The sequence below is a fragment of the Kitasatospora sp. NBC_01302 genome, from assembly GCF_035976515.1.
In the GTDB taxonomy this organism is placed as follows: Bacteria; Actinomycetota; Actinomycetes; order Streptomycetales; family Streptomycetaceae; genus Kitasatospora.
Genome location: NZ_CP108404.1, coordinates 7119896 through 7132152 on the forward strand (window position 1 = coordinate 7119896; position 12257 = coordinate 7132152).

At 71.9% G+C, this 12257-nt stretch carries 14 protein-coding genes; all 14 read left to right on the forward strand.

What is annotated here, in order from left to right; all coding sequences use genetic code 11:
- The first annotated feature begins 59 nt into the window (after positions 1 to 59).
- Positions 60 to 1373, forward strand: a complete 1314-nt coding sequence (locus OG294_RS31270) for an extracellular solute-binding protein (RefSeq protein WP_327069910.1) — start codon at positions 60 to 62, stop codon at positions 1371 to 1373.
- Complete coding sequence (locus OG294_RS31275) at positions 1370 to 2230, forward strand: carbohydrate ABC transporter permease (protein ID WP_327069911.1); 861 nt, start codon at positions 1370 to 1372, stop codon at positions 2228 to 2230. Before OG294_RS31270 ends, OG294_RS31275 begins: the two co-directional genes overlap by 4 nt.
- On the forward strand, positions 2223 to 2945 hold the full coding sequence (locus OG294_RS31280; protein WP_327069912.1) for an HAD family hydrolase: 723 nt from the start codon (positions 2223 to 2225) through the stop codon (positions 2943 to 2945). The genes OG294_RS31275 and OG294_RS31280 overlap by 8 nt, the downstream gene beginning before the upstream one ends.
- Positions 2946 to 2954: 9 nt before the next feature.
- Positions 2955 to 4223: an MBL fold metallo-hydrolase gene (locus OG294_RS31285; protein WP_327069913.1), complete on the forward strand. Its 1269-nt coding sequence runs from the start codon at positions 2955 to 2957 to the stop codon at positions 4221 to 4223.
- A gap of 142 nt (positions 4224 to 4365) precedes the next feature.
- Complete coding sequence (locus OG294_RS31290; RefSeq protein ID WP_327069914.1) at positions 4366 to 4590, forward strand: hypothetical protein; 225 nt, start codon at positions 4366 to 4368, stop codon at positions 4588 to 4590.
- A 254-nt stretch (positions 4591 to 4844) separates the two neighbouring features.
- Entirely contained in the window at positions 4845 to 5930 is a 1086-nt protein-coding gene (locus tag OG294_RS31295) for a hydrogenase expression protein HypE (RefSeq protein ID WP_327069915.1), read from the forward strand.
- Between the two features lie 140 nt (positions 5931 to 6070).
- Complete coding sequence (locus OG294_RS31300; RefSeq protein WP_327069916.1) at positions 6071 to 7855, forward strand: nickel-dependent hydrogenase large subunit; 1785 nt, start codon at positions 6071 to 6073, stop codon at positions 7853 to 7855.
- A complete protein-coding gene (locus tag OG294_RS31305; RefSeq protein WP_327069917.1) occupies positions 7852 to 8322 on the forward strand; it encodes a hypothetical protein in 471 nt (156 codons plus the stop codon). Before OG294_RS31300 ends, OG294_RS31305 begins: the two co-directional genes overlap by 4 nt.
- A gap of 2 nt (positions 8323 to 8324) precedes the next feature.
- Entirely contained in the window at positions 8325 to 8966 is a 642-nt protein-coding gene (locus OG294_RS31310; protein WP_327069918.1) for a DUF5947 family protein, read from the forward strand.
- On the forward strand, positions 8963 to 9625 hold the full coding sequence (locus tag OG294_RS31315; RefSeq protein WP_327069919.1) for a DUF6084 family protein: 663 nt from the start codon (positions 8963 to 8965) through the stop codon (positions 9623 to 9625). Before OG294_RS31310 ends, OG294_RS31315 begins: the two co-directional genes overlap by 4 nt.
- Positions 9622 to 11013 (forward strand): hypothetical protein, encoded by a 1392-nt coding sequence (locus OG294_RS31320; RefSeq protein ID WP_327069920.1) that lies wholly within the window; start codon positions 9622 to 9624, stop codon positions 11011 to 11013. Before OG294_RS31315 ends, OG294_RS31320 begins: the two co-directional genes overlap by 4 nt.
- On the forward strand, positions 11010 to 11540 hold the full coding sequence (locus OG294_RS31325; protein ID WP_327069921.1) for a hydrogenase maturation protease: 531 nt from the start codon (positions 11010 to 11012) through the stop codon (positions 11538 to 11540). The genes OG294_RS31320 and OG294_RS31325 overlap by 4 nt, the downstream gene beginning before the upstream one ends.
- Before the next feature lie 46 nt (positions 11541 to 11586).
- The gene (locus OG294_RS41220; protein ID WP_442789252.1) at positions 11587 to 11691 is read left to right on the forward strand and encodes a DUF6893 family small protein; all 105 of its coding nucleotides are present in this window, start codon (positions 11587 to 11589) and stop codon (positions 11689 to 11691) included.
- 184 nt (positions 11692 to 11875) lie between these two features.
- On the forward strand, positions 11876 to 12256 hold the full coding sequence (hypA, locus tag OG294_RS31330) for a hydrogenase maturation nickel metallochaperone HypA (protein WP_327069922.1): 381 nt from the start codon (positions 11876 to 11878) through the stop codon (positions 12254 to 12256).
- The last annotated feature ends 1 nt before the right edge of the window (position 12257 follow it).

Here is a 12257-nt window from a genome sequence, read left to right on the forward strand (position 1 = left end):
TGCCTGCCCGCCCTGACTTCCCTGCCCCGTCCGTCCCCTCCGTAGGTAAGGAAACCCTCGTGATCTCCTCCAGCCCCAGACTGCGCCGGACCGCCGCCAGTGTGCTCGCCGCCGCCACCGTGCTCGGCGCGCTGAGCGCCTGCTCCTCCAGCTCCAAGAGCTCCGACGCGGGTTCGGGCGGCACGACCACGATCTCCTTCATGCAGATCATGATCAGCGGCACCCAGAAGAGCACCCTCACCTCGCTGACCAACGCCTTCCAGCAGGCCAACCCGAACATCAAGGTCAACCTGGAGTTCCAGCCCGACTACGGCACCCTGCACGCCAAGGAGACGGCCGGCGTCGCGGCCCACAACCCGCCCACCATCGGCCAGGTCTACGAGAGCTGGGCCGCCGACTTCGCCAAGAGCCAGGTGATCCTGCCCGTCGCGCAGTTCGCGGGCAGCGACAACCCGGCCGGCCTCACCGACTTCTACCAGGGCGTGCAGAAGGACCTGCGGCTGCCCGACGGCAAGCTGTGGATGTGGCCGTTCAACAAGAGCGTCCAGGTGCTCTTCTACAACCAGGACATGCTGCAGGCCAAGGGCCAGAGCGCACCCACCACCTGGGACCAGTTCGCCACCGCCGCCAAGGCGGTGAGCACCGACGGGGTGACCGGCATCAGCGTCGACCCGGGCACCACCGCCGCGCCCGGCGGCGGCACCAACATGTTCCAGGCGCTCTGCGCCGCCAACGGCACCCCGGACTTCGCCCCCGACGGCACCCCGCAGCTCAACAGCCCGGCCGCCGTGCAGGCGCTGACCTACCTGGCGGACCTGAAGAAGTCGGGCGCGCTCGCGGTGGGCACCAACTACCCGGGCGAGACCGCGCTCGGCGCCAAGAAGGGCGCCTTCGACCTGTCCAGCGCGGCGGGCTACTACTTCGAGAACCAGGCCGTGGGCGGCAAGTTCACCCTGGGCACCGAGGTGCTGCCGGCGGGCTCCACCGGCAAGCCGAGCAACATCATCTCCGGCACCAACATCGCGATGTTCGCCTCGGCCAGCAAGGCCCAGCAGGCGGCGGCCTGGAAGTACATGCAGTTCCTGGCCTCCGCGAGCAGCCAGGCGCAGTGGTCCAGCACCACGGGCTACCTGCCGGTCACCCCGAAGGCGCTCGACCAGATGGGCGACTTCCTGGCGAAGAACCCCTACATGAAGACCGCCGCCGCGGCGCTGGACTACGCGATCGCGCAGCCCGCCTACCCGTGGGTCGCCAAGGCGGAGGGCGAGGAGGTCGTCGCGCTGCAGAAGGTGCTGGAGCAGGGCGCCGACCCGCAGTCCGCGGCCAACGCCGCCCAGCAGGCCGCCGTCGCCGACCAGAAGGCGAACCAGTGACCGTCCCGTCCACGGCGGTGCCGCGCGGCCGGAGCCCCCTCGGGCCGCGCGGCGTACTGCGCCGCAGCGCGGCCGTGCTGATCGGCCTCTGCTTCCTGTTCCCCTTCTACTACGTGCTGGCCACCTCGCTGAACTCGGCCTCGCAGTCCAGCAGCATCGCCGACCTGCTGCTGCCGCACTGGCACTGGGAGAACTACTCCCGGGCCTGGGCCGCCGCGCCCTGGGTGCGGCTGTTCCTGAACACCCTGCTGATCGGCTCCTGCACCGTGGTGCTGGCGCTGGCCACCTCGCTGCTGGCCGGCTTCGCCTTCGGGGTGATGAAGTTCCGCGGCCGGGGCGTGCTGTTCACCCTGGTGATGGCGGTGATGATGGTGCCGAGCACGGTGCTGATCATCCCCGACTACGTCATCGCCAGTGACATCAACTGGCTGAACACGTACTGGATCCAGATCGTGCCCTGGGGCGCGAGCGTCTTCGGGATCTTCCTGGTCCGGCAGTTCTTCCTGGGCCTGCCCGGCGAGCTGTTCGACGCCGCCGAGCTGGACGGCGCCGGGCGGCTGCGGATGCTCTGGTCGGTGGGCATGCCGCTGGTGCGCCCGGCCATGCTGATCATCGCCCTGCAGGTCTTCCTGGGCTGCTGGAACTCCTTCCTGTGGCCGTTCATCATGACCCAGGACACCAGCGTGCAGCCGGTCGAGGTGGGCCTGGCGGCCTTCGCCGGCGCCGACGGCACCGACTACCCGGGCCTGGCCGCGGCGGTCGTCTTCACCACCGTGCCGGTGCTGGCCTTCTTCCTCGCGCTGCAGCGGCACTTCGTCACCGGCGCCATGTCGACGGCAGGTGGTGTCCGTGGCTGAGACAGCGTCACATCCCGTACTGATCACGGACTTCGACGGCACCCTGTACCGCGGCGACGCGCCGATCCGGCACTACGCCGAGCAGGCCGCTCGCCCGCTCGCGAGTGCCGCCCGCGCCGAACTTCTCGGCGGGGTGGAGGAGTTCCTGGAGATCGGCGCCAAGGCCGCAGGCGGGGCCCTGGCCGGGGCCATCGACGGCTGGGAGGCCGTCGCGGTGCTCGGCCGCCGGGCGGGCCTGGCCACCGAGGAGCTGAACCGGGCCTTCGCCGCGACCCGCGAGCTGATGCTGGACGCCGTCCGCTGTCCGCTCGAAGTCCCCGCCGGCTACGCCGAGCTGATCACCGAGCTGCGCGCCTCGGGGGTGCGGGTGGTGCTCGCCACCAACAGCCCGGCCGCGGGCCTGCAGGCGCTGCTGGACCGGCTCGAACTGCCGCCGCTGCTGGACGCCGTGGTCTCCGGCACCGGCAAGCCCGAGGGCCTGCGCCGGCTGCTGCACGAGGAGCGGGCCGGCGCCGAGGCCGGCCGCCTGTGCGTGATCGGCGACCACTGGCGCAACGACATCGAGCCGGGCCGCGAGATCGGCGCGCACAGCGCCTACATCGACCGCTTCGGCCGGGCCGACGGCCCCGCCGACGCGATCGCCCCCACCGTCGAGGGGTTGCTCGACTCCATCCGGACCTGGGCCGCGTCCCGGGCTCCGATCGAAAGGAACTGATCCCCCCGTATGGCCACCATCGAATTCTGGGGCGGCGTCGGCGTCATCGGCGGCAGCAAGGTCCTGGTCCAGCAGGACGGGCACCGGGTGCTGCTGGACATCGGCATGGACATCCCCTCCGGCGGCGACCTGTTCCGGCGGCCGGTGCGCGAGCGCCCGGGCCGGGAGCTGGCCGACCGGCTGCGGCTGGGCGCCGCGCCCGCGCTGCCCGGCCTGTTCGCGCCCGAGGCGCTGGGCCCGGGCTCCCCGCTGGCCGAACCGACCGGTGAGACCGCGGTCTTCGTCAGCCACCCGCACATCGACCACGTGGGCCTGGCCGGCTTCGTGCGCCCCGAGGTCCCGGTGTACGCGCACACCGAGGCGGTCGACGTGCTCACCGCGCTGGCCGCCACCGGGCAGGGCCTGACCCACGCCGAGCCCGACTGGCAGCGCCTGACGTGCAATCAGAAAGTCACCGTGGGCCCGCTGGAGGTGGAGTGCGTGCCGGTCGACCACGACGTCCCCGGCGCCAGCGGCTACCTGGTGCACACCCCGGACGGCACCCTGGCCTTCACCGGCGACTACCGCTTCCACGGCCACCACCCGCAGCGCTCCTGGGACTTCGTCGACCGGGCGGCCGACAGCGCCGTGCTGGTCACCGAGGGCACCACGCTCGGCTGGGACAGCCCCGAGCGCCCGCGTGACGAGCAGGACGTGGCCCGCGACTTCGCCGCCGCGCTGGAGCGCACCCCGGGCCTGGTGCTGCTCTCGCTCTACCCGCGCGACATCGACCGGGTGCGGGCCTTCCTGGAGATCGCCGAGGCGGCCGGGCGGCGGATCGTCTGGACCGAGCAGATCGCGGCCTTCCTGCGCCTGGTCGGCGTCCCGCAGGCGCTCTCGCCGGCCGAGGTGCCGCTGACCGAGGTGCACGCCGAGCCGGGCCGCTACGTGCTGATGCCGGACCCGAACGACCTGCCCTCGCTGCTCGACCTGCCGGTCGGCGACGGCTACCCGCCGGCCTGCCTGGTGCACGCCAACGGCGAGCCGCTGGGCCCCTTCGAGCCGCGCTGGGCGCCGTTCGCCGACTGGCTGACCGCACTGGGCATCCCGCTGCGCCAGATCGGCTGCTCGGGCCACGCGAGCCAGGACGACCTGCACCGGATGCTGGAGCGGCTGCGCCCCGGTACGGTCTTTCCGATCCACACCACCGCGCCCACCCGGCTGCACCCGCCGCGCGGGGTGCGCCGGGTGCTCGCGGCCTACGGGAGCTCCTACACCTTCGGTGGCGACAAGCTCTGACCTGCTCGTTCTCCGCTGCCCGGCGCTGTGACGGGATCAGGACGCGGGCGTGACGGAGCCGTACCGGGAACGCTCAGCCGGATGCGTTATCGTTCACGCCTGTCGGCACGTCAGCAACAAGAAACCGGGCAGGGGAGACACCGTGCGGGAGTACTACGAGCGCGAGGAAATCATCGAGCGCGACGGGTTCTTCGGGGGCGAGGAGATCATCGAGCGCGAGGAGATCGTGCGTCGGGGCGCCTTCGGCCGGGAGGAGATCATCGAGCGCGAGACCATCGTCGAGCGCCCCGGTTTCCTGGGCGGCTTCTTCGGCGGCGAGGAGATCGTCGAGCGCGAGGAGATCATCGAGCGGGACTCCTTCTTCTAGGACTCCGGGCTTCTGGGACTCCGGGGCCGTGGGCCCCGTTGACCGGCTGACGGGCCGGTGGCGACCGAACGGGTCGCCACCGGCCCGTCGTGCGTCCGGCGACGCGCGGGTGCCCACCCGGTCGGCCCAGTGCGGCTGCCGCTGTTCGGGGTACCGCCGCGGCCGTTCACCCGTACGAAGAGCTCCGGGGGCTGCTAAGAAGGGGAGCGAGACCGTTTTGTCGGCCTCGTCCCGTTTCTTGAGGAGGCATCCTCATGGGTGCGACAGCAACCACCGCGGCTGAGGCAGGCCGCGGCGACCCCCAGGGCGCCGAGCAGCCGCCGGTGCACATTCTCTGGATCAACGCCGGCCTGAGCTGCGACGGCGACTCCGTGGCGCTGACCGCCGCGATGCAGCCGAGCATCGAGGAGATCGTCACCGGCGCGCTGCCCGGACTGCCGAAGATCGCCGTCCACTGGCCGCTGATCGACTTCGAGTGCGGTCCGGTGCAGGGCGCGGACAACTTCGTCGAGTGGTTCTTCAAGGCCGACCGCGGCGAACTCGACCCCTTCGTGCTGGTCGTCGAGGGCTCGATCCCCAACGAGGCGATCAAGCCGGAGGGCTACTGGTGCGGCTTCGGCGACGATCCCGCCACCGGCCAGCCGATCACCACCAGTGAGTGGCTCGACCGGCTGGCCCCCAAGGCCACCGCCGTGGTCGCCATCGGCACCTGTGCCACGTACGGCGGTATCCACGCGATGGCGGGCAACCCGACCGGCGCGATGGGCGTGCCGGACTACCTCGGCTGGGACTGGAAGTCCAAGGCCGGCCTGCCGATCGTCTGCGTGCCCGGCTGCCCGATCCAGCCGGACAACTTCGCCGAGACGCTGACCTACCTGCTCTACCAGTTGGCCGGCTCCGCGCCGATGATCCCGCTGGACGACAAGCTCCGCCCCACCTGGCTCTTCGGTGCCACGGTGCACGAGGGCTGTGACCGCGGCGGCTACTACGAGCAGGGCCAGTTCGCCACCGAGTACGGCCGCCCCGAGTGCCTGGTGCGGCTGGGCTGCTGGGGGCCGGTGGTCAAGTGCAACGTCCCCAAGCGCGGCTGGATCAACGGCGTCGGCGGCTGCCCCAACGTCGGCGGCATCTGCATCGCCTGCACGATGCCGGGCTTCCCGGACAAGTTCATGCCGTTCATGGACCCGCCGCCCGGCTCGCACGTCTCCAGCAACGCCAGCTCGGCGTACGGCCAGGTGATCCGCCGCCTGCGCTCGATCACCACGAAGACGGTGGACAAGGAGCCCAAGTGGCGCCAGACCGGTCGCAAGCTGACGACCGGCTACCGCCCGCCCTGGTGACGCGGGGATCCAGGTAGGCCGCACGCCGTGCGCGTGCGGCCTACCTGCGCACCCGCCCGCTTCGACCCGACACCCCGCTTTTCCGCTTTTCCGATGAACCGCTCGACCCCCCCAGTGCGCAGAAGGGCAGCGACAAGACGATGACAGCGACGACGAAGCCGGCCGGCGACGGCAGCGGCCTGGTGGAGATGTCCTGGGATCCGATCACCCGGATCGTGGGCAGTCTCGGCATCCACACGAAGATCGACTTCAAGCAGAAGCGGGTCGCGGAGTGCTACAGCACCTCCTCGGTCTTCCGCGGCTACAGCGTCTTCATGCGCGGCAAGGACCCGCGTGACGCGCACTTCATCACCAGCCGGATCTGCGGCATCTGCGGCGACAACCACGCCACCTGTTCGGTCTACGCCCAGAACATGGCCTACGGGGTGAAGCCGCCGCACCTGGGCGAGTGGATCATCAACCTCGGCGAGGCGGCCGAGTACATGTTCGACCACAACATCTTCCAGGAGAACCTGGTCGGGGTCGACTACTGCGAGAAGATGGTCCGCGAGACCAACCCCGGCGTGCTGGAGCTGGCCGAGCGCACCGAGGCGCCGCACGCCGGCGACCACGGGTACAAGACGATCGCCGACATCATGCGCTCGCTCAACCCCATCGAGGGCGAGTTCTACCGCGAGGCGCTGCAGGTCAGCCGCTACACCCGGGAGATGTTCTGCCTGATGGAGGGCCGCCATGTGCACCCCTCCACGCTCTACCCGGGCGGCGTCGGCACGGTGGCCACCGTCCAGCTCTTCACCGACTACCTGACCCGGCTGATGCGCTACGTGGAGTTCATGAAGAAGGTCGTGCCGCTGCACGACGACCTCTTCGACTTCTTCTACCAGGCGCTGCCCGGCTACGAGGAGGTCGGCCGCCGCCGGGTGCTGCTCGGCTGCTGGGGCAGCCTCAACGACCCCGACCACTGCGACTTCACCTACCGGAACATGACCGACTGGGGCCGGCGGATGTTCGTCACCCCGGGCGTGGTGGTGGACGGCAAGCTGGTCACCAACGACCTGACCGAGATCAACCTCGGCATCCGGATCCTGCTCGGCAGCTCGTACTACGAGGACTGGCAGGGCCAGGAGCTGTTCGTCACCCACGACCCGCTCGGCAACCCGGTCGACCCGCGCCATCCGTGGAACCAGCACACCATCCCGCAGCCGCAGAAGCGCAACTTCGACGACAAGTACAGCTGGGTCATGTCGCCGCGCTGGTTCGACGGCAAGGAGCACCTGGCGCTGGACACCGGCGGCGGCCCGCTCGCCCGGCTCTGGTCCACCGCGCTCTCCGGACTGGTCGACATCGGCTACGTCAAGGCCACCGGGCACAGCGTGGTGATCAACCTGCCGAAGTCGATGACCAAGCCGGAGACCACCTTCGAGTGGAAGATCCCGCAGTGGAGCAACGCGATCGAGCGCAACCGCGCCCGCACCTACTTCCAGGCCTACGCGGCGGCTGCCGCCCTGCACTTCACCGAGAAGGCACTCGCCGAGGTGCGCGCGGGCAAGACCCAGACCTGGGAGAAGTTCGAGGTGCCCGACGAGGGCCTCGGCTGCGGCTTCACCGAGGCGGTGCGCGGGGTGCTCTCGCACCACATGGTGATCCGGGACGGCAAGATCGCCAACTACCACCCGTACCCGCCCACCCCGTGGAACGCCAGCGTCCGGGACAGCTACGGCACCCCCGGGCCGTACGAGGACGCGGTGCAGAACACGCCGATCTTCGAGGAGAACTCCCCGGAGAACTTCAAGGGCATCGACATCATGCGGGCGGTGCGCAGCTTCGACCCCTGTCTGCCCTGCGGGGTGCACATGTACGTCGGCGGCGGGAAGACCGTGCAGACCATGCACGTGCCCACCGGGTTGAGCGGGCTGGGCGGATGACCGCCGAGCAGGTGGGCCTGCGGGTCCAGCAGGTGCTCGACCAGCTGGCCGAGGCCGGACAGGGCGAGGCGGCCGAGGAACTGGTGCGCACCCTGATGGAGTTCTACGGCGCGGGGCTGGCCCGGATGGCGGCCCTGCTGCCCGCCGAGGCGCTCGGCGACGAGCTGGCGGCCGGGCTGCTGGTGCTGCACGACCTGCACCCGGAGGACGTGCCCACCCGGATCGGGCGGGCGCTGGCGGCGGCGCCCGGCTGGGTGGTGCGCGACTTCGACGCCGCCACCGGCGTGCTGACGCTGCGTCAGGACGAGGGCGAGGGCGGCGGCGGATGCGGCTGCGGTGCCGCCCAGGGCGAGGAGCGGGTCGAGCAGGCGCTGGCCTGCTTCGCGCCCGAGGTCAGCGCGGTCGAACTGGCCAAGCAGCCGGTGCTGTTGCAGATCGGCCCGCGTCCCACGGTGGAGGCCAGGTGAGCATGCGTCAGCTCGTGGGCCCCGGCACCGCGCTGCTGCGCCGGCTGCGTGAACCGGCGCCCCCGCAGCCCGAGCGGTGCGAGTTCTGCGACGTGCGGCTGCCCGGCGAGCACCGGCACCTGGCCGACCGCGACGAGCGCTCGCTGGTCTGCGTCTGCACGGCCTGCGCGCTGCTGCTGCGCCAGCCGGGCGCCGCCGAGGGTCGCTACCGGGGCCTGTCGGAGCGCTACCTCGCCGACTCGGAGCACCGGTTGACCGAGCAGGACTGGCAGGCGCTGCGGATCCCGGTCAGCTGCGCCTTCCTGTTCAAGGACACCGCGCTGGACCGGCTGGTCACCCTCTATCCGAGCCCGGCCGGCGCCGCCGAGAGCGAACTCGACGAGGCCGCCTCGCAGGCGCTGCTCGACGGCAGCCGGCTGGCCGCCGAGCTGGTCCCGGACACCGAGGCGCTGCTGCTGCGCCGCACGGCGGAGGGGATCCACTGCTACCTGGTCCCGATCGACGTCTGCTACGAGCTGGTGGGGCGGCTGCGGCTGTGCTGGCACGGCTTCGACGGCGGCTCGCAGGCCCGGGCCGAGCTGGACGGCTTCTTCGCCCGGCTGGCCGAACGCACGGCGACGGCACCGGCGGAGGTCCTGTCATGACCGAACTCGCCTTCTCGTGCGCCGGGGTTCGCGCCGATGCGTATGCGGCCGTGCCGACGCTGGTGTTCCGCCTGCGGATCACCGCGGCCCCGGGCGTGCGGGTGCACGCGCTCGCGCTGCGCTGCCAGTTGCGCATCGAACCGGCCCGCCGCCCCTACGGCGAGGCCGAGGGCGAGAAGCTCGCCGACCTGTTCGGCGAGCGCTCGCGCTGGGGCGAGACGCTCAATCCGATCCAGTTCGCCCAGGTCTCGCTGATGGTCCCCGGCTTCGAGGGCGAGACCGAGACGGACCTGGTGGTGCCGTGCAGCTACGACCTGGAGGTGGCCGCCGGCCGCTACCTGCGGGCCCTTGCGAGCGGCGAGGTGCCGCTGCTGCTGCTCTTCTCCGGCACCGCCTTCGCCGGACCCGGCGGGTTCCAGGTCTCTCCGGTGCCCTGGGACAAGGAGGCGGTGGTGCGGATGCCGGTGCGGGTCTGGCAGGAGGCGATCGAGCAGCACTTCCCGGGGTGCGGCTGGCTGCGGCTGCCCGGCGACCTGATCGACGAGCTGCTCGCCTACCGCTCCCGGCGGGCGTTGCCGTCCTGGGAGGCCACCGTGCGCGAACTGCTGAGCCTGGCACCGGCGGTGGCACCGGACCTGATCGAGGAGGTGGCGCTGTGACCACGCTGCCGGCGGAGGTCGACGCACGGTTCGCGGTGGCCCGGCAGATCGCCGACGCGGTTCTCTTCGAGGGCTACGTGCTCTACCCCTACCGGGCCTCGGCGGCCAAGAACCGGCTGCGCTGGCAGTTCGGCGTCCTGGTGCCGCCCGGCTACGGGCAGGACAGTGCCGAGCACAGCGGCCAGCGCACCGAGTGCGTGATGGAGCCCAAGCGCGGGGCGCAGCTCGCGGTCCAGCTGCGGTTCCTGCGGGCCCAGCAGCGCACCGTGCAACGCGCCCTGCCCGACGGCCGGTTCGAGACCGTCCAGGAGCTGGAGCTGGCCGACCGGGTGCTCCAGCCCTGGCACGAGGGGGTCGAAGAGCGGATCGAACTGCTGGTGCCGGTCGAGCAGTTGGCCGGGGAGGGCGTGCTGCACCCGTTCCGGCTGGCGGCCGGGGAGGAGCAGGAGCTGCTGCACGACGGAGGCGCGCCGGACTCGGCCCCCGTCGGGCGGCTGCTGCGCCGGCGCGAACAACTCGACGGCGTCCTGCGGTTGCGCACCCAGGAGATCCCGGGGCCCTACCGGGCGCTGCGGCTGACCGCGGAGGTGGCGAACACCTGCGAGTGGCTGCCGCCGGCGGGCGGGCGGCGCGAGGAGGCGCTGCCGTACTCGCTGGTCTCCGCGCACCTGCTGCTCGGCCTGGACCACGGCGCCTTCCTGTCCGCCACCGATCCGCCGCAGTGGGCCCGGGCGGCGGTGGCCGAGTGCCGCAACGAGCACACCTGGCCGGTGCTGGTCGGCGGCGCGGGGCGCGAGGACGTGGTGCTCTCCTCGCCGATCATCCTGGAGGACCATCCGCAGGTGGCCCCCGAGAGCCCGGGCGTGCTCTACGACGCCACCGAGATCGACGAGATCCTCGCGCTGCGCACGGCCGCGCTCACCGACCGGGAGAAGCGCGAGGCGCGCGGCACCGACGAGCGGGCCGGCGCGGTGATCGACCTGGCCGACTCGATGCCCGCCGAGGTGCTGGAGCGGCTGCACGGCGCGGTGCGCGCGCTGCGCGAGGTCACCGGGCCCACCGCTGCCGCGGCCGACCAGGACCAGCCGTGGTGGGACCCGGGCAACGACCGGGAGGTCGATCCGGACCGGGACCGGGTGGTGGTGGACGGCCGCTCGGTGGGTGCGGGCAGCCGGGTGCTGCTCAAGCCGGGGCGGCGGCGCACCGATGCGCAGGACCTGTTCCTGCACGGGCGCACCGCGCTGGTGGAGGCGGTGCTGCACGACGTGGACGGCTCGGTGCACCTCGCGGTGACCGTCGACGGTGACCCGGGGGCCGACCTGTGGCGGGCCCAGGGGCGGTTCCGGTACTTCCAGCCGGACGAGGTCGCCCCGCTGGAGGAGAAATGACGGAGCATCAGTCAGGATCTGCGGACCGGGTGCTGGTCGCGGGGGTGGGCAACATCTTCCTCGGTGACGACGGCTTCGGTGTCGAGGCCGTGCGCCGGCTGGGGGAGCACCCGCTGCCCGCCGGGGTCGAGCTGGTCGACTTCGGGGTGCGCGGGGTCCACCTCGCCTACCAACTCCTGGACGGCTACCGGATGCTGGTGCTGCTGGACGCCACCTCACGGGGCGGGGCGCCGGGCACGGTCTACCTGATCGAGGCCGGCGAGCAGCCGGTGGAGCAGGCCGGGCCCGCGCTGCTGGACGGCCACCGGATGGGGCCGGACGCGGTGCTCGCCCTGCTGGCCACCCTCAGCGCCGGCACCGGCGGCACACCGCCCGCGCGGGTGCTGGTGGTCGGCTGCGAGCCCGCCTCGCTGGCGGAGGGCATCGGGCTGAGCGCGCCGGTGGCGGCCGCGGTGGACGAGGCGGTGACGGTGGTCCGGGACCTGCTGGCACCGGCCGCGGCCGACCGGGCACCGGCCGGCCGGTGAAGAGTTGAGAAGAGCGAAGAGAGAAGCGAAGAGAGAGGCGTCATCCATGCTGAAAGTCCTGCTCCGCGGTGCCCTGCTGGCCGCGCTCGGCACGCTGGTCTGGCAGAACCTGCCCGACCTCAAGCGCTATCTGCGGATGCTGCGCATGTGAGACACCCTCTCGCCTGCCGGTACTGCTGCGAATGGCGTACCTCCCGGGCGCGGTGGCGGCGCGGCTTCGAGCCGCTGCCGCCACCGCGCTCTGTAATGGAGCCGCCCGCCGTCCGGCCACCGCGCCGGTCCGTTTCCCGGGCCATCAAGCCAACCGCCTTGCCGGACAACGGGGGAGAGGGTCGATGCACGAGATGTCCATCGCGCTGGCCGTCATCGAGCAGGTGGAGCAGGCGGCCGCCGAGCACGGTGCGCAGGCCGTCGAGGAGGTCCTGCTCCAGGTCGGCGAACTGGCCGGCGTGGTGCCGCAGGCGCTCGACTTCTGCTACGAACTCGCCTGCGCCGACACCGTGCTGGCGGGTTCGACGCTGACCGTCGAGCCGGTCGCGGCCCGGGCCCGCTGCGTCGACTGCGGGCGTGAATGGGCGGTGGGCATGCCGCCCGACCTGGCTTGTCCGGGGTGCGGGGGCGCCCGCACCGAGCTGCTGGCCGGGCGGGAGTTGCAGATCCTTCAGGTGCGCTGGGCCGCGGACCCGGTGCTCGCCCGAGCCGACCAGGAAGGCTGAA